Annotated in this window: 19 protein-coding genes; 3 read left to right on the top strand and 16 right to left on the bottom strand. The window is 45.9% G+C overall.

Translation table 11 applies throughout. The features are described from left to right. Nucleotides 1–5: 5 nt before the first annotated feature. On the top strand, nt 6–380 hold the full coding sequence (locus DXD92_RS12460) for an ArsR/SmtB family transcription factor (protein WP_055217845.1): 375 nt from the start codon (nt 6–8) through the stop codon (nt 378–380). A gap of 193 nt (nt 381–573) precedes the next feature. On the opposite strand, the gene DXD92_RS12465 is transcribed toward DXD92_RS12460, so the two are convergent. After that, nucleotides 574–948, bottom strand: coding sequence for a LysM peptidoglycan-binding domain-containing protein (locus DXD92_RS12465; RefSeq protein ID WP_022462870.1), 375 nt, complete (start codon nt 946–948; stop codon nt 574–576). Between the two features lie 253 nt (nt 949–1,201). On the opposite strand from DXD92_RS12465, the gene lexA reads away from it, so the two are divergent. Together lexA and DXD92_RS12475 are read left to right on the top strand one after the other, a co-directional pair. Next, the gene (gene lexA / locus DXD92_RS12470; protein WP_055217843.1) at nt 1,202–1,870 is read left to right on the top strand and encodes a transcriptional repressor LexA; all 669 of its coding nucleotides are present in this window, start codon (nt 1,202–1,204) and stop codon (nt 1,868–1,870) included. A gap of 206 nt (nt 1,871–2,076) precedes the next feature. Continuing rightward, nucleotides 2,077–3,153 (top strand): tyrosine-type recombinase/integrase, encoded by a 1,077-nt coding sequence (locus tag DXD92_RS12475; RefSeq protein WP_022462868.1) that lies wholly within the window; start codon nt 2,077–2,079, stop codon nt 3,151–3,153. 97 nt (nt 3,154–3,250) lie between these two features. On the opposite strand, the gene rsmH is transcribed toward DXD92_RS12475, so the two are convergent. The 15 genes from rsmH to DXD92_RS12550 form a co-directional block, all read right to left on the bottom strand. Further along, nucleotides 3,251–4,300, bottom strand: coding sequence for a 16S rRNA (cytosine(1402)-N(4))-methyltransferase RsmH (gene rsmH / locus DXD92_RS12480; RefSeq protein WP_118640611.1), 1,050 nt, complete (start codon nt 4,298–4,300; stop codon nt 3,251–3,253). 29 nt (nt 4,301–4,329) lie between these two features. Beyond that, nucleotides 4,330–5,277 carry an RluA family pseudouridine synthase gene (locus tag DXD92_RS12485; RefSeq protein WP_118640612.1) on the bottom strand — a complete coding sequence of 316 codons (948 nt, stop codon included), beginning with the start codon at nt 5,275–5,277 and terminating at the stop codon, nt 4,330–4,332. Between the two features lie 166 nt (nt 5,278–5,443). Then, nucleotides 5,444–5,884 (bottom strand): D-aminoacyl-tRNA deacylase, encoded by a 441-nt coding sequence (gene dtd, locus DXD92_RS12490; protein ID WP_022462865.1) that lies wholly within the window; start codon nt 5,882–5,884, stop codon nt 5,444–5,446. 75 nt (nt 5,885–5,959) lie between these two features. Beyond that, complete coding sequence (locus DXD92_RS12495) at nt 5,960–6,598, bottom strand: cytidylate kinase-like family protein (RefSeq protein WP_117508930.1); 639 nt, start codon at nt 6,596–6,598, stop codon at nt 5,960–5,962. Between the two features lie 173 nt (nt 6,599–6,771). Beyond that, nucleotides 6,772–7,701: an RluA family pseudouridine synthase gene (locus DXD92_RS12500; protein ID WP_118640613.1), complete on the bottom strand. Its 930-nt coding sequence runs from the start codon at nt 7,699–7,701 to the stop codon at nt 6,772–6,774. Continuing rightward, the gene (gene lspA, locus DXD92_RS12505; protein ID WP_022462862.1) at nt 7,694–8,230 is read right to left on the bottom strand and encodes a signal peptidase II; all 537 of its coding nucleotides are present in this window, start codon (nt 8,228–8,230) and stop codon (nt 7,694–7,696) included. The genes DXD92_RS12500 and lspA overlap by 8 nt, the downstream gene beginning before the upstream one ends. Then, nucleotides 8,220–9,332, bottom strand: a complete 1,113-nt coding sequence (gene aroB / locus DXD92_RS12510) for a 3-dehydroquinate synthase (protein WP_055217839.1) — start codon at nt 9,330–9,332, stop codon at nt 8,220–8,222. The genes lspA and aroB overlap by 11 nt, the downstream gene beginning before the upstream one ends. 133 nt (nt 9,333–9,465) lie before the next feature. Continuing rightward, nucleotides 9,466–10,077 carry a cell division protein SepF gene (locus DXD92_RS12515; RefSeq protein WP_055217838.1) on the bottom strand — a complete coding sequence of 204 codons (612 nt, stop codon included), beginning with the start codon at nt 10,075–10,077 and terminating at the stop codon, nt 9,466–9,468. An 89-nt stretch (nt 10,078–10,166) separates the two neighbouring features. Next, on the bottom strand, nt 10,167–10,862 hold the full coding sequence (locus DXD92_RS12520; RefSeq protein ID WP_022462859.1) for a YggS family pyridoxal phosphate-dependent enzyme: 696 nt from the start codon (nt 10,860–10,862) through the stop codon (nt 10,167–10,169). A gap of 20 nt (nt 10,863–10,882) precedes the next feature. After that, entirely contained in the window at nt 10,883–12,166 is a 1,284-nt protein-coding gene (locus tag DXD92_RS12525) for an HlyD family efflux transporter periplasmic adaptor subunit (RefSeq protein ID WP_147398221.1), read from the bottom strand. Nucleotides 12,167–12,371: 205 nt separating this feature from the next. Next, nucleotides 12,372–12,791 carry a hypothetical protein gene (locus tag DXD92_RS12530; RefSeq protein ID WP_022462857.1) on the bottom strand — a complete coding sequence of 140 codons (420 nt, stop codon included), beginning with the start codon at nt 12,789–12,791 and terminating at the stop codon, nt 12,372–12,374. Between the two features lie 221 nt (nt 12,792–13,012). Next, nucleotides 13,013–14,098: a D-alanyl-D-alanine carboxypeptidase family protein gene (locus DXD92_RS12535; protein ID WP_243104895.1), complete on the bottom strand. Its 1,086-nt coding sequence runs from the start codon at nt 14,096–14,098 to the stop codon at nt 13,013–13,015. Then, nucleotides 14,073–14,477 carry a methylglyoxal synthase gene (gene mgsA, locus DXD92_RS12540; RefSeq protein WP_022462855.1) on the bottom strand — a complete coding sequence of 135 codons (405 nt, stop codon included), beginning with the start codon at nt 14,475–14,477 and terminating at the stop codon, nt 14,073–14,075. Before mgsA ends, DXD92_RS12535 begins: the two co-directional genes overlap by 26 nt. Beyond that, a complete protein-coding gene (locus DXD92_RS12545; protein WP_022462854.1) occupies nt 14,452–15,648 on the bottom strand; it encodes an FtsW/RodA/SpoVE family cell cycle protein in 1,197 nt (398 codons plus the stop codon). Before DXD92_RS12545 ends, mgsA begins: the two co-directional genes overlap by 26 nt. Then, nucleotides 15,632–15,892 carry a cell division topological specificity factor MinE gene (locus tag DXD92_RS12550; RefSeq protein ID WP_022462853.1) on the bottom strand — a complete coding sequence of 87 codons (261 nt, stop codon included), beginning with the start codon at nt 15,890–15,892 and terminating at the stop codon, nt 15,632–15,634. The genes DXD92_RS12545 and DXD92_RS12550 overlap by 17 nt, the downstream gene beginning before the upstream one ends. Nucleotide 15,893 lies beyond the last annotated feature (1 nt).

The raw sequence follows: 15,893 nt of genomic DNA on the forward strand, positions 1-15,893 counted from the left end.
ACAAAATGGCAAAAATCAATCCGGAAGAAGCTGATCTGTGCTGTGACTCCTGTGAGGTTCATGAAAATCTGGTAAAGATTGTCAATGAGACCATGCCGGATGAAACAGAGCTTTACGATCTGGCAGAGCTTTTCAAGGTATTTGGTGATTCCACGCGGATCCAGATCCTGTTTGTCCTGTTTGAGGCAGAGGTATGCGTCTGCGACCTGGCAGAAGCACTGCACATGACACAGTCCGCAATTTCCCACCAGCTTCGCATTCTGAAGCAGAATAAGCTGGTAAAGAGCAGACGAGAAGGAAAATCGGTGTTCTACTCTCTTGCAGATGGTCATGTACGGACAATCATCGCACAGGGACAGGAGCATATTGAAGAGGATTAAAAAAAGCATAAGATAGCAGAAACGTCCCGCAGATGAGAAATTTCATTTGCGGGACGTTTCTGCTTTTCACATTCATTCTTTATTTGGTAAACCATGCTTCCCGAACATGCTGTTTTAGAAGGTTCCGTGCATTTTGGAAGCTGTTTTTTTGCTTTGTTTACATAACCGAATTATGTAAATTATTTCTTGAATTTCATGATTTATACTCCTCGGAGTAATACGGAATGCAGAGATACATACCGTCCGTGATCTGGTTGGAACTCAGGTGATTGATCTCACGGACCTCAGCAATGTAACTGGAAATATCGGAGTATTCTTCTGTACGGTATTCTTTGGCGATATCCCACAGTGTATCGCCGGAAGAAACGCGGATACTGGTGTAGTATTTGTAGGTTGGAGCTTTCGGCTCACTGTCTGCCTGCGTATTCTGCGGCGTGAAGTGGAAGATTAAAAGAAATGTGACGGCAACCAGAGACAGGAGAGCGGCGGCTGCGCGGATCTGCAGTTTTCTTCTCTGGATTTTTCGTCTTTCTCTCAGTGATTTTCTTTTCTTTGCATTGGTACTCATGTAAAATTCCCCCTTGATTTGTGATAGAAGAGTAGTTGTGCTACGTGAACATTTGTTCTTTCGAATATATGTTCATTATAATAAAAGAACGTATGTTTGTCAATACGAAATACGAACAAATTTTCGAAACTTTTGTTTGCGTTCCGGTTGGATTTATGGTAAAATTTATTTGGTATATTTTAAGCAAATATCGTATAGAAAGAGGGGACTACCCTAATTCATATAAAAAACGAAACGACAGGAGGAACATACGATGGCTGGAGACAAAAATAAACTGACAGAGAAACAGAGACAGATTCTCGAATATTTAAAACAGGAAATTTTGCAGAGAGGATTCCCGCCGTCTGTGCGTGAGATCTGCGAAGCGGTTTCCCTTCGTTCTACATCCTCGGTACATGCACATCTGGAAACACTGGAGCGGAAAGGCTATATCAAACGAGATGCAACAAAACCGAGAGCCATTGAAATCTGCGATGAAGGATTCCATACCGGCCGCCTTGGTGCAATCCAGGGAATTGCATCGGAAGACACCGCATCCCAGAGTGAGGTTGCACAGATTCCGCTGATCGGCAAAGTAGCTGCCGGAGAACCGATTCTTGCGGTAGAGAATATTGAAGGATATTTTCCGATGCCGGTAGACCGTCTGCCAAACGCAGAAACGTTCCTTTTAAAGGTACAGGGCGAAAGCATGGTAAATGCAGGTATTTTAGACGGTGACCTTGTTCTTGTGGAACAACAGGCAACTGCGGAAAATGGAGAAAAAATTGTCGCTCTGGTCAATGATTCCGCTACAGTAAAAACATTCTACAAGGAAGACGGTTATTTCCGCCTGCAGCCGGAAAACGATGAGATGGATCCGATCCTTGTGAATGATCTGCAGATCGTAGGAAAGGTAATCGGAGTATTAAGATTTTTATCCTGAAAAATAAAAGAAGAAAATAAAAAATGTTGTGAAAAAACGAACAAGAAATCGGCCTGTAAAATTCGGCGGTTTCAGAAGAAAAACCGGTGATTTCTGAAAGTAACTCTTCAACTATTCGAAAAACCTGCGTTTCCCGAATAGTTATATAGAAGAAATACTTCTTTCATTTTCCCGGTTTTTCTGTTTAGAAAGGCTCATTTGCAGTTATGAAATCAAAAATTACGTATCACGAACAAACCGATATGGAAAATACACTGAAGCTCCGCGAGGTTCTGAAGACGCTTCCCTCTTTTACTTCCGAATTTTTCCGCGGCATCAGCACAACGACATCGACCAGCACACGAATCAAATATGCATATGACCTTCGGATCTTTTTTCAGTATCTGCAGAAAGAAAATCCGGAACTTGCCAAAATTCCCATGGATCAGATGTCCGTTGATGTGCTTGACCAGGTCACTGCACTTGATCTTGAGGAATACACAGAATATTTAAAGGCTTATATCGGTTCCCAGGAATCTTATACCACCAACGGGGAAAAAGGCCTGAAACGAAAATTGTCGGCACTTCGGACGTTCTATTCCTATTATTTCAAAAAGGAACTGATTGAGACAAATCCTACGCTGCTTATCGATATGCCGAAGCTCCATGAAAAAGAAATTATCCGTCTGGAGCCAAATGAGGTTGCGGAGCTTCTCGATTTTATTGAATCCTGCGGCGACGGGCTGAGCAATCATCAGCGGGCCTACTATGAAAAAACAAAGGAACGTGATTTTGCAATCATTACTCTTCTGCTTGGCACGGGAATCCGTGTGTCGGAATGTGTCGGGTTAGATATTGAGGATGTCGATTTTAAAAACAATGGCATCAAAGTGCTTCGAAAAGGTGGAAATGAAATGTTTGTCTACTTTGGAGATGAAGTTGCCGAGGCACTGAAAAAGTATATCGAAGTCCGCGCAGGTATTACGCCTGTGGCAGGACACGAACACGCACTCTTCTATTCGGCGCAGAGAAAACGGATCAACGTCAAGACGGTGGAAAATCTGGTGAAGAAATATGCGTCCCAGGTGACGACAACGAAGAAAATTACGCCGCATAAACTGCGTAGTACGTACGGTACGACGCTGTATCAGGAAACAGGCGATATTTATCTTGTTGCGGATGTTCTCGGCCATAAGGATGTCAATACGACGAAGAAGCATTATGCTGCCATGGACGATGCAAGGCGCCGTCAGGCTGCCACAGCGGTACGGCTGCGGGAGTCCATGCCGGAGCATGAGGAATAAAAACATATCAGAAACCAAAAGAGGAATCAACAGGGATTATATCCCATTCGTTGATTCCTCTTTTTTATGGAGACGACTTCTCTCCTGCTTTTTTTAGTTACTCCGCCTTAATTGCCCAGCGCATTTTCGTTGAACTTGCACGGCTGTTGCGGATGCATTCTTCTTTGGAAGGACGAATGACTTCTTTTGAATATTCGGAATAAATACCGATCTGATACAGTCCCTTCATGGACTTTTTCACAAGCCGGTCTTCGCCGGAATGGAACGTCAGAATTGCCGCTCTGCCGCCCGGAGCAAGAGCATCCGGGAGTTTTTCCATGAATGCTTCCAGAACCTCATATTCGTTGTTTACATCGATCCGCAGTGCCTGGAAGGTGCGGGCGCAGGATTTTTTGATGGCTTCTTTTTTCTCGTCTTTCGGAAGAAAATCCAGTGCTTCAGCGATCAGATCACGCAGTGTAAACGTAGTGTCAATTTTCTTTCCTTTCCGAAGTGCCCGCGTAACAGCCTGGGAAATTTCTTCTGCATACGGTTCATCGGCGTTTTCAATGAGCATGCCTTCCAGTTCATCGCGTGCAACCGTGCGCAGACGCTCGGCCGCAGAAATTCCTGCCTCCGGATTCAGGCGAAGATCCAGCGGTCCATCATATTTGTAGGAAAAGCCGCGCTCCGGATTATCAATCTGCATGGAGGAAACACCAAGATCCGCCAGAATGAAGTCAAAGGGGCCGTATTCGGCAGCAACCTGATCAATATTGGCAAAATTCTGATGAAGAATCGTTAAAATCTCAGAGCCGTACCCCTGCGCGGCCAGTCGTTCTTTTGTTTTTGCCATCTCGATCGGATCGACATCCAGCGCACAGAGATGCCCTTTTCCCTGCAGGCATGCAAGCATACGGGAGCTGTGGCCGCCGTATCCGAGTGTTGCATCAAGTCCGTTCTGTCCCGGCTCGATCTTGAGAAAATCGAGGATTTCATCTACGAGAATCGGGATATGCATGCCGGCCGGTGTGCTTCCCTTTTGGATCACATGCTCAATGGTCCCCTGATATTTCTCCGGATTCAGTTCTTTGTATTTCTCATTGTAATTCCGCGGATGTGTGCCTTTGTAGCGGACGCGGCGTTTGTGTTCTTTCTGTTCTTCCATAAAATGTTCTCCTTATACTTCAAATATATTTAATCGAACATGTGCGTTCGAATATTTTCCAGATCAATTGGTTCTCCTGTCATCGGCTGCAGAAAGTGCAGTTTCCAGGCATGGAGCGCGGCACGGGTACCGCCGTCGCGGACTCCGTAGAGCGGATCTCCGAAAAGTGGATGTCCAATAGATGCCATGTGAAGGCGGATCTGATGCGTGCGGCCGGTTTCCAGACGGCAGCACACGACGGCCCAGAAAGGATCCTGAAGGACAGCCTCGTAGTGTGTAATAGCCCACAGGCCGTTCCCTTCTTTACAGATACGCATTTTAGTGATACGTTTCCCAGACGGATCGAAAGAATCAGGGTCATCTCCTGGAATTTGCTCCATGGAAAGACGAATGGTTTCTTTTTGCGTTTCTTCGGAAAAGGGATGGTGTACCAGAGCCAGGTATTCTTTTTTCAGCGCGCCGCTCTCCCGCTGCCGGGACAGTCTGGCAGCAGCCAGCTGATTCTTTGCAAATAGTACCAGACCCGATGTATCTTTGTCAAGACGGCCGATGCAGCGGAGTTCAGAAGGCGCTGTCGGTGTTTTTAACAGGGATGCGACAGCATGTGTCAGGGAATCGAAATAATGGCCGTGGGAAGCGTGGCAGACCATACCGGATGGCTTGTCTGCGACACAGAGATCACTGTCCTCATAGAGAATCCGTACGCCGGCAGAATCACCTGATACCGGCAGAACCTGATCTTCGGAAAGGTGGGGACACTTCTGCTCATATCGAAAAGTGATCGTATCTCCAGTCTGGACGACTGCATTTGTGCGGCAGGAAACACCATTTTTCTGAATTCCATCCGGAATATATTTGGCATGGCGGATTTCACGTGGTGTCAGGTGCAGAAAACGTTTTAGAATTGTTTCCACCGACAGTCCCCCCTGTTCCGGAAGGACAAAGTGACACAGCTGCTGATAGTCAAATTGCGGCATAAAAGATTTTCTCCTCTTCACAAGTTCACATAATCATTTTATGTAAACTATATAAATACAAACAATTCAGTACGATGATGGTACACTATCTCTAGACAAAAACAGGTTTCACAGATCTCGCAAACCACGTTCTGTTTTACCGATTCGGCAAACAAAAAAATTTTATTTACAGATCCTCTAAGATCACCGTAAACGGCCCATCATTCACCAGTGATACTTCCATCTCAGCCCCGAACACTCCCGTTTCGACAACAGGAACCTGTTCCCGTGCTTTCGCGACCATATATTCATACAGTTCTTCTGCTCTGTGCGGCTCGCCTGCTTCCGTGAAGCTTGGACGGTTTCCCTTTTTACAGTTGGCATACAGGGTAAATTGTGAAACCATCAGAAGCTGTCCATCCACATCTGCCAGGGACTTGTTCGTCTTTCCATTTTCATCTTCAAAAATACGCAGTCCCAGCAGTTTTTTCATATACTTGTCTGCTGTTGCTTCATCGTCCCCCTGGCCGACACCGATCAGAACCAGAAAACCTTTCTGAATCGATCCGACAACCTTCTCTTCCACCGAAACACTTGCTCTTTTTACACGTTGTATAACAATTCTCATCTTTAAAATCCTTTCATAAAATGACCCTCCTCTTATTTTTAAGAGGAGGGTCGTTTCTCCTATGTTCTGTTTTGATCAGGTGCTGAAAATCTTGCGGATTCCCGCTTCTTTAACTTCAATTGCCTGTTTGATCATATCTACGGTTCCATCGATACCGAATACACTGCTGTTCAGGCACAGGTCGTAGCTGTCTACCTCGCCCCAGCGTTTGCTGGTGTAGTAATTGTAGTAGCTTGCACGCTGTTTGTCGATCTTTGTGATCTTGTCTTTTGCTTTTGCATCGGAAAGATCATACAGCTTTGCGATACGGCGGATGCGATCCTGCATATCTGCTTTAATAAAGATGCTCAGCACGTTCGGATTTTCCTCCAGTGCATAATCTGCACAGCGGCCTACGATGACACACGGACCGTCCTGCGAAATCTTCTTGATGGCATCAAACTGTGCCAGAAATACCTTCTGGTTCAGCGGCATATCCATCATGGTAGATCCATAGCCGAAGGAGTAACTGTCCATAACCAGAGAGTATAAAAAGCTGTTGGTTGGTTTTTCATCGTGGTTTTCGAACAATTCCTGGCATAATCCGCTGTCCTTTGCTGCTCTCTCCAGCAGCTCTTTGTCATAGTACTTAATTCCCAGGTCATCCGCTAAAATCTTACCAATGGAATGTCCGGCGCTTCCGTACTGACGTCCAATCGTTATGATAGTTTTCATATAATCCGCTCCTTTCCATTCCGTCACAATAATCTGCTTTCACAGATGTAGTAACTCGCGTTTTTTCGTTACATCCAGTATACTACAGAATTCACAGAAAGTACAGAACATTTTGATAAAACTTATACAAATTAACTATATACTTTTTAAAATATCATTCTTTTTAAGCGGTTTCAGACATTTTTTCGAAACTGCAGCAACAGATTGGAAAAATATTCCGGAATCGGCGCCTCAAACTCCATATAGGCACCGGTCCGTGGATGGATAAATCCAAGTACCATCGCATGCAGCGTCTGTCCCTGCAGGTTTTTCACCGGGCATTTCTTCGGGCCATAAACCGCATCGCCAAGCAGCGGATGCCCGATACTTGCCATATGGACACGGATCTGATGCGTCCGGCCGGTTTCCAGCTGGCATTCAATATACGTATAATTTCCAAGGCGTTCCAGCACACGGTAATGTGTGACCGCCGGTTTTCCGTTCCGTTCATTAATCGCCATCTTTTTCCGGTCTGTCGGATGGCGGCCGATTGCACCGCGCACGGTTCCCTCGTCCTCTTTCAGATTCCCATGGACAATTGCCCGGTACTTTCGGGTAATGGAATGTACAGAGAGCTGTTCTGCGAGGCTCTGGTGGGCGAAATCGCTCTTACAGATAACCAGGGCACCCGTTGTGTCCATATCGATTCTGTGGACGATTCCGGGGCGCAGAACGCCGTTGATGCCGGAGAGATTTCCGCGGCAGTGATACAGAACCGCATTGACCAGTGTTCCGCTGCTGTGGCCTGCCGCCGGATGTACGACCATCCCCTTGGGCTTATTGACGACCAGAAGATCATCATCCTCGTACAGAATATCAAGCGGAATGTTTTCTGGATCCACGTTCAGTTCTTCCGGTTCCGGCAGAAGCACCAGAACGGCATCACCGGCGGCAACCTTACTGCTTGCTTTCTGCGTTTTTCCGTTGATCGAAACCTTTCCGTCTTTTAAAAGCTTCTGCAGAAAAGAACGGGAACAGTCCGAAAAAGATGCGGCCAGGCACTGATCAATCCGTTTTCCGTCAAAATCCGGTGTAACTTCCAAAATCCGTTCTTCTTCAGCCATCGGACTCCTCCTTTTTGGCGTTTTTATGCAGAAATGCGAAGTCTTCGTCCTTGTAGTACAACAGATACAGCAGTAAAAAGACAGCGACCGATACGGTGACATAAATATCAGCTACGTTAAAAACCGGAAAGTTGATCAGCGAAACGTAGATGAAATCAACGACATAGTGATTCAGAAAACGATCGTAAAAATTTCCGACCGCACCAGCCGTCAGAACAGTCAGCACGGCAAAAAGCGGTAAAAAGCGGCGTGTCTTTGGAAGCTTGTAAAAGACGATCACCATGACGATCAGAAACAATACCGTCATCATAGCAAACAGCCAGTACTGATCCTGCAGAAGTCCGAATGCCATACCGCGGTTTTCCAGATAAAACAGCTCCAAAACCCCTGGAATGAGCTCGATCGACGGCTGGTCCTTCAGATACTGCACTGCCAGTGATTTTGTATACTGATCTGCTGCAAGCAGAAGGACAATTGCTGCCGCGCAAACCAGATAAACGGCCAGCGGAGAAAGTTTTTTACTCTTCATCGATCAGATCTCCATTAATAGAATTGATAGCTTCCAGCATTTCTTCATCTGTAACCGTGCGGTCCACCACAGCATGGCCGACAGACTCCAGAAGGATGAATTTGATCGTACCCTGTTCCATTTTCTTGTCCGATTTTGTTGCAGCCAGAATATCTTCCGATTTCAGGCCGTCCACGGTGATTGGCAGATAGAAACCGACGTTCATATCACGAATCTCGTAAAACTCTTCATCGGAGAGATAACTTCTCTTGTAGGAAATATAGGCAGCAGCAACGGTTCCAAGTGCAACGCACTGGCCATGGAGCAGTTCGAAGTTTTTGAGCTTTTCAATGGCATGACCGATCGTATGGCCAAGATTTAAAACGGCACGCTCTCCCTGTTCTGTTGGGTCATTTTCTACAACCTGGCGTTTGATATCGCAGCATTTCTGGATCATTTTCGTTAATACCGGCTCAATCCGCTCTTCGATCTCAGACATGTGATTGATGGTCCAGATGTAGAATTTTTCATCGCGGATCAGACCTGTTTTCAGGACTTCTCCCATACCGCAGGCAAACTGTTCGCCGTTCAGGGATTTTAAGGTTGCCATATTCATATAGACAAGACGTGGATGATGGAATGCACCGACCATATTTTTGTACTGGTCGAAATCGACGCCCGTTTTTCCTCCAACGCTGGAATCTACCTGTGCAAGCAGTGTCGTCGGAAGCTGGATGAAATCAATGCCGCGCAGATACGTTGCCGCCGCATAGCCGGTCAGATCCCCAACGACACCGCCGCCGAGTGCGAATAAAATGTCTTTTCTCTCAAAGTGGTTTTCAATCAGATGCGTGTACAGATCTTTGACGGTATCCAGATTTTTGCTTGCTTCACCAGCCGGGAAAACAAATGCGGTTACGGTCTCAAACAGCGGGGACAGTACATTTTTTACCTCTTCCAGATACAGTTCTGAAACCGTGCTGTCTGTGACAATGCAGGCCTTTTTTGCAGGGAGTTTTAAGTTCTCCACACAGCCGGCGAGGCGTTCGTAGCTGCCGTCCCAGACAATTTCATAAGAAAATTCAGTAGATGTGCCTTCTCTTTTAACGGTAAGTGTTTTCATAAATTATGCCTCCTGTATGTTCTTTCATGAAAAAAGCATCAGAATCCTGCATCTGATGCTTTTCCTTTGTTACTAAGTAAATCAATAATTGATCCAGTAGATCCATTTTAATTTACTGCAAAGATAATTTTCTTTAATAATCGGTACGGATATTTGGAAGATCAAAAGCTCCGCTTAAGATATCCTGGATGTCGCCGGAAATTTCTACACTGGACGGTGTCAGGATGAAAATATAGCTGGAAACTTTCTGCAGACTTCCGCTCATGCAGTAGCATGCACCACAGCAGAAATCAATGATTCTCTGGGCAATATCCACATCAATGCCTTCTAAGTTAAGGACAACGGTACATCCGGCCAGAAGCGTATCCGCGATTTCACGGGTATCCTCCATGGAAGCCGGTTTGATGACGCATACTTCCATATTTAATGCACCTGCTTTCTTTCTCATTGGAGTAACTTTCGAGGAAACCGGAGCAGCTGGCTTTGGAGCTCGTGCAGCAGCAGCCTGGCTTGAAGCGGTGGTCTTTGGCGCCGGCTGTTTACGCGGTGCAGTGTGAACCGGTTTCGCCTGCGGCTCTTCCTCTTCGTCCTCATCCTCGTTCTCCAGTTTACGGAAGAAACGTTTCTTTGGTTTTTCTTCTATATCATCGTCTTCTTCATCGAAGAAGCTATCCGAATCAGCATCCTCTTCCTCGTAATCGTCGTTCAGCCGGATGGCATCCAGAAATTTGTCTAAAACACTCATTCTTATACTCTCCTATTTTTAGTCCTGTGGCATTTGGCCAGACAGCCGTGCAGAATGCGCGGGGTCACTCTTCTTGGAAAGACTTCCTGTTATCTTTTACTGTAATCCCGTTCGCCAAAGACTCCGGTTCCAACCCGTACTAAAGTGGCGCCTTCTTCTACTGCTACTTCGTAATCGCCGGTCATGCCCATGCTCAAAATGGCCATACGTACATTATTAATGTTTTTGGCGGCAATGTCAACACTTAATTCCTTTAATTTGCGAAAAACCGGACGATTTTCTTCTGGATCTTCCACATACGGTGCAATGGTCATAAGTCCCTCCACATGAATTGCCGGAAGTTTTGCGATTTCTTCAATCAATGGAAGGGTTTCCTCTACGGAGACACCAAACTTGCTTTCCTCGCCGGCAACGTTTACCTCGATCAGGATCGGGATTTCGCAGTTGTGCTTTACCGCTTCCTCACTGATCGTTTTTGCCAGACGAAGAGAATCGACAGAATGAATCAGGGCAACTTTTCCTGCAATGTATTTTACTTTATTCCGCTGCAGATGACCGATCATGTGCCAGTGGATATCCTTTGGCAGCACTTCCTCTTTTTCTGTCAGCTCCTGCACTTTGTTTTCACCGAAATTGCGTTCGCCAAGATCATAGATTTCGGAAAGCATTTCGACCGGTTTTGTCTTGCTGACCGCAATCAGGGTAACTTCCTCCCGGTTCCGTCCGGCTCTTTTGCAGGCTTCTGTAATTTTCTTCTGGACTTCTTCATAGTTCTCTTTCAGCATATCTTTCTAACCTCCAGTATTTAATGCACAATATCTTCTTCACTGACGGTGGATGCATTTTCCACAATATAATCATACTGCGAAATGCCGTATTGCGTTTGTTTTTTTATGATAGAATACTCCGCATTCTGATCGATGATCTGAATTTTGCGGAATACAGCATATCCTTTGTTGATGCAGTAAACACCCTGCAGCGGAACCGTTTCTCCAATCTGATACGTTGTGGCGGAATCCTGTGCACGAAGTATATCTCCATCATTAAAAGCGGCCATGTCGACGTAATATTCGACCGGATTATCATTTTCATCATTGACCTGCTCATAGATCGTGGCGTTTACAAATTCTGTCACCGGCTGTCCGTTATCATCCAGCATGACATTTCCTTTTTTATCGGTCTTTTCCCGCAGGAAACCGGAAGAATTGCTGTCTCCGCCCTGTACGAGCATCTGCGCCGGGATTTTATAGAAATCTTTTTCCGTGATGGCAGTATTTGGAATTTTCAGTCCGCTTCCAGTGTTTGTGACCAGCTCTATTGAAAGAAAACGGTCTTCCGCATAACGGATCATCCCGCTTGTAAACGAAATGACAGCATAGTTCTGATCGTTAATGGACTTTAGATTCAGTGTTCCCGTCTGTGTTTTTCCGTCTTTCAGAAATTTAACTTTTATCGTACTGAAATTGGAAAGTGTAACGACCTGCTTATTCGTCACCGGAACGGCAATTTCCCACTGCTCATCTGTCACCAGACGGTATACTGCATTTCCAGGCTCCGTCTGCGCGCCGGAATCAAAGGAAACCACAGAGGCTTTCGTAGAGAAAAGCTCCGGCGTAAGGCTGTCCTCCGTATAGCTTTCATATCCATCACTGCCGTAGACGACAACACCGTCCTGATCTGCATAAAATATCGTCTGTGATGAGGAATCTCCGTTTTCAGCGGCAGCGGCAAGCAGCTTTGCGGAAAGTTCTGTTTTCAGCTGATAAATGCCGGAAAAGGAACTGGAATCATAATCAGAAGAAAAACGTGCGAGCGAGGAACGAAGCGACGTTCTCGTTGCCGCATCTGCCGAAATACCAGAGGTATCGGCATTTTCTGTTGCGGAAATCCCATAAACAGCGCTTCCGCGGCTGATTTTCGATGCATTTGGGGTATAGAACTGAACATATCCGCTGCCGGAGGAAAGCTGCACACTCTCTGTCCGCATGGCGAATGCGGTATAGGTATCATTCCGGGATAAAGTTCCCTGCACAACCTGAAAAGATTTGATATGATCGGCGGTCAGGTAAAAGAAAAGTGAAACTGCCATATAGAAAAAAAGGGCTCCAAAGATGATATTTCCAATATTCAACGCTGGAAAAGGGAAACGGATTCTCGAATGCCGGCGGCTGTTCTTTTTCTGCTTAGACAAAATGTATGCTCCTTTTATTGTTTAATCCATGCGCTAAAAGGACGGTGCCGTAAGCGCCGTCCTTTGGTTTTGTCGCTATGCAATTATTATAATACAGTTTTGGTTACAGTGCAACGATAATCTTATCCTGCATGCCTTCCGGAAGCTCTTCTTTATCCATGGAGACACTTAATACGAAGGTAATGTTATACTGCTTGCCAATGCCTTCCAGCTGTTCAACACAATCTGTGATGTCCTCTCCTTCCAGTTTTGCTACTTTCAGGAAGCTGTCGAGATAAACGCTTGCGAGATCGTGGTCCTGAGAAACGATACCGCAGATAAATCCGATAAATTCATCACTGTTTTTCAGAGGATAGTCGGTTGCGGAAATCAGACGTACTTTGTTGTTTAATTCAAACATGTGCTTTGTGCTCTTGTCAATATACACGATATTTCCGTTTGCGGTTTTTACCTCTGCATTTACTTTGTCTAACAGCTGTTTTGTTTTGCCTTTTCCCTTCTTGCCTACAATTAATTGAACCATAGCAGTTTCCTCCTTAGATTAGAATAAGATATTTTCACCAAAAACCTTTAAGTTCATGGTTTAATTATAGTACAATTCACCAACGTTTTCAATGGTAAAATGAAAAAATTCTGAAAAATCTTCTAATTCGCAGGGAAAGGAGCTCTGTTTTTCTAAACGGATACGACAATCTCCCGGATAGGCAGAAAAAACGCCGTCCGGGGGATTGCAAAAAGATTACGTCAGGAGTTGATATTGGAAAGAAGAGTGTTCATGTCCTCGTACAGTTCCACTTTTGTTGATGCATGAAGAATGACAGAGATAAACGGTTCTCCGTATGCATTCTGGGATACCAGTGCCAGGCAGGAACCGGCCTCATCGGTCGTTCCGGTTTTTCCGCCGAGCACCGTCACATTTTCCGGTGCGTTTTTCTCTCCGGTCAGATATTTGTCCGTGGAGCTTAAATAGATCGTTCCCGCCGTACCGTCCGCATGCGTTATGTTCAGCGTGTAGGAAGACATTGACATCGTATTCTGGAATTCCGTATGCTGATAGGCAGCATACAGCATCAGATAAACATCATATGCAGTAGTGTAATGATTCTCATTGTGAAGACCGTGCGGGTTTGCAAAATGCGTACCGGTCATGGCAAGGGAAGCTGCCTTATCGTTCATCATCTGAACGAAATTCTCTACACTTCCGCCTACCTGGCGGGCAATCGCCATAGCAGCATCGTTGGCAGAATAAATCAACAATGCATGGAAAAGCTGATCCATCGTTACCGTATCGCCCACGGCCAGTCCACTCATCTGGGATCCATCTTCCAGCGCAAGATCCTCTTCTGTGATCGTTACCTGCGTATCCGGCTGGTTGTATTCCATGGCAAGGAGAGCCGTCATGATCTTCGTGATGCTGGCTGGGTAGACCTGATCATACATATTCTGCGCGAACAATACTTTTTTGTGATCCAGATCAAACAGTCCGGCCTTTACCTGTGAAGAAAACGAGATATCATTCAGCGGTACGCTCGTCTCACCGACACAGAGATCGGCAGAGAGCGTTTCAGCCTGAAACCGTTTTTCTGCCGAAAGCGGATCGGAGGCGAGCACCATACTTCGCGCAAACGGCTCTGTAATGTCCATCTGGCGGTCCTGACGGTACAGTTTCACACCGATCAGAACTGCAATAACAGCAACACAGACACCCGCGCCGATGATCAGGCGGTTTAAAATATGTTCGGTTTTTTCCGGAGCAGTCCCGTTTTTCTCCGTTACAGGCAGTTTCTGTTCTTTTTCTGTAGTATTAGTCGTTTCTCCGGTAGATTTCACGCCAGTCCATTTCTCCTCTGTCTAATGATTTGATCAGCATTTCTGCCGTTGCAAGATTGGTGGCAAGCGGAATGCTGTGTACGTCGCAGAGACGGATAATCCGATGGACATCCGGCTCATGCTGTTTCGGCTGTTCCGGATCCCGCAGGAAAATCACAAGATCCAGATCATTCTGTTCAATCTGAGAACCCATCTGCTGAACGCCTCCAACGTGTCCAGCCAGATATTTGCGGACGTTAAGTCCGGTTGCCTCTTCTACCAGACGGCCGGAAGTTCCGGTTGCGTAAAGAGTATGCTTGGCAAGTACCGAGCGGTAGGCGATACACAAGTTCTGAAGCAGCGTTTTTTTTGCATCATGCGCGATCAATCCGATGTTCATTGATGGTTTTCCTCCTTAGTAATTCATAGTTTCTGGTTACAAAATCCCGGTTCTGCAGTCCGACATTCAGGACAAGCCCCATTCCGATGTAAAGTGTTACAAGGGATGTCAGTCCATAGCTGACGAACGGAAGCGGTGTACCGGTGTTCGGCAGGATTCCGGTTGCAACACTGATATTCAGAAAGCTCTGAAAGGCAATGAGTCCTGCCATACCGCAGCAGATCAACGTTCCTGACAGATCTTTTGCTTTCCGGGAAGTCCGGATGCATTCGACGAGAATCAGGAACAGGAGCAGGATGATTCCGCAGCATCCAAAGAAACCAAGTTCCTCTCCTGCCACTGCAAAAATAAAGTCATTATGGTTCTGGGAAACGAAATTTCCCTTATTTGCGGAAGAAACTTTATTGTTGTTGAGTCCTTTTCCGGTCAGCTTTCCGGAACCGATGGCTGTAATGGAATTCTGCTGCTGGAGACGGCCGTCGGCGTTGTCGGCATCATCGCTTAACCAGTCCTGAATTCGCCCAAGCTGATAACCAATCGTCTTGTCAAGAGCCGCCGGAAGCTGGAAATTCACCTGCGTAATGACAAGCAGAAGCGCAAGTACCAGTGCTGAACCGGAAACCAGAACAACGGCGATAACTTTGTAGCTTAAGCCCGCCACATACATCATAAAGCAGAACAGAACCATGACCGTAATCGTATTTTTCAAATCCGGCTGACGGTAAATCATAACGAGCGGCGGAATCAGAAGCCCGATCGCGGTAAAAATGGTTTTCGCCGTATTCAGATCTTCTTCATGCTTCATCAGAAACATCGCAAAAAACATGATCAGAAAGATTTTTGACAGCTCGGTCGGCTGAAACTGAAAGCTTCCGATCTGAATCCAACGGGTCGCACCAAACGTGTTTTTTGCGGTAGAACCGCCGAGATAAAGAACGCCAAGCATCATCAGATTTCCGATGTAAAGAACCCAGTAAAAATTCAGAAGCCAGCTATAGTCAAGCAAAGAGACAATAATCATGATGACTACGCCCAATACGACTCCGATGGCCTGTTTTTTCTGGTCTGCACTGTCTGCACTTCCGATCAGAAGCACACCAATAATGCTGATGGCAATCAGAAGAATGACCAGCCGGAAATTATAATTTTTCAGCTTATATCGTCTTAACATGATACTCCTCGTTTCTTTTCAATGGTATTTTCGCTGTCAGTATGACAGGGGTTGTTTGTGTAATGGTGACGGAAATTTCATCCGCCTCAACGGTAAGGTATTTTCCTGCAGCAGCAGAAAGATCATTTTTCAGCATCTGAAGCGATGCCGGAGAACAGTTCAGACGTTCTGCCATTAAAAGATTGGACAGACGTTCTTTTGCAACGAGGCCGGAGTGCGGCTTTCTGCCTGAAAATAAACCCATA

It is taken from the genome of Blautia sp. TM10-2 (assembly GCF_003480845.1).
GTDB classification, from domain to species: domain Bacteria; phylum Bacillota; class Clostridia; order Lachnospirales; family Lachnospiraceae; genus Fusicatenibacter; species Fusicatenibacter saccharivorans.

What these genes read in the sequence shown, in the direction of transcription:
- DXD92_RS12460 (WP_055217845.1), top strand. Translation starts at nt 6, where the DNA reads ATGGCAAAAATCAATCCGGAAGAAGCTGATCTGTGCTGTGACTCCTGT.
- DXD92_RS12465 (WP_022462870.1), bottom strand. Translation starts at nt 948, where the DNA reads ATGAGTACCAATGCAAAGAAAAGAAAATCACTGAGAGAAAGACGAAAA.
- lexA (WP_055217843.1), top strand. Translation starts at nt 1,202, where the DNA reads ATGGCTGGAGACAAAAATAAACTGACAGAGAAACAGAGACAGATTCTC.
- DXD92_RS12475 (WP_022462868.1), top strand. Translation starts at nt 2,077, where the DNA reads ATGAAATCAAAAATTACGTATCACGAACAAACCGATATGGAAAATACA.
- rsmH (WP_118640611.1), bottom strand. Translation starts at nt 4,300, where the DNA reads ATGGAAGAACAGAAAGAACACAAACGCCGCGTCCGCTACAAAGGCACA.
- DXD92_RS12485 (WP_118640612.1), bottom strand. Translation starts at nt 5,277, where the DNA reads ATGCCGCAATTTGACTATCAGCAGCTGTGTCACTTTGTCCTTCCGGAA.
- dtd (WP_022462865.1), bottom strand. Translation starts at nt 5,884, where the DNA reads ATGAGAATTGTTATACAACGTGTAAAAAGAGCAAGTGTTTCGGTGGAA.
- DXD92_RS12495 (WP_117508930.1), bottom strand. Translation starts at nt 6,598, where the DNA reads ATGAAAACTATCATAACGATTGGACGTCAGTACGGAAGCGCCGGACAT.
- DXD92_RS12500 (WP_118640613.1), bottom strand. Translation starts at nt 7,701, where the DNA reads ATGGCTGAAGAAGAACGGATTTTGGAAGTTACACCGGATTTTGACGGA.
- lspA (WP_022462862.1), bottom strand. Translation starts at nt 8,230, where the DNA reads ATGAAGAGTAAAAAACTTTCTCCGCTGGCCGTTTATCTGGTTTGCGCG.
- aroB (WP_055217839.1), bottom strand. Translation starts at nt 9,332, where the DNA reads ATGAAAACACTTACCGTTAAAAGAGAAGGCACATCTACTGAATTTTCT.
- DXD92_RS12515 (WP_055217838.1), bottom strand. Translation starts at nt 10,077, where the DNA reads ATGAGTGTTTTAGACAAATTTCTGGATGCCATCCGGCTGAACGACGAT.
- DXD92_RS12520 (WP_022462859.1), bottom strand. Translation starts at nt 10,862, where the DNA reads ATGCTGAAAGAGAACTATGAAGAAGTCCAGAAGAAAATTACAGAAGCC.
- DXD92_RS12525 (WP_147398221.1), bottom strand. Translation starts at nt 12,166, where the DNA reads ATGGCAGTTTCACTTTTCTTTTACCTGACCGCCGATCATATCAAATCT.
- DXD92_RS12530 (WP_022462857.1), bottom strand. Translation starts at nt 12,791, where the DNA reads ATGGTTCAATTAATTGTAGGCAAGAAGGGAAAAGGCAAAACAAAACAG.
- mgsA (WP_022462855.1), bottom strand. Translation starts at nt 14,477, where the DNA reads ATGAACATCGGATTGATCGCGCATGATGCAAAAAAAACGCTGCTTCAG.
- DXD92_RS12545 (WP_022462854.1), bottom strand. Translation starts at nt 15,648, where the DNA reads ATGTTAAGACGATATAAGCTGAAAAATTATAATTTCCGGCTGGTCATT.
- DXD92_RS12550 (WP_022462853.1), bottom strand. Translation starts at nt 15,892, where the DNA reads ATGGGTTTATTTTCAGGCAGAAAGCCGCACTCCGGCCTCGTTGCAAAA.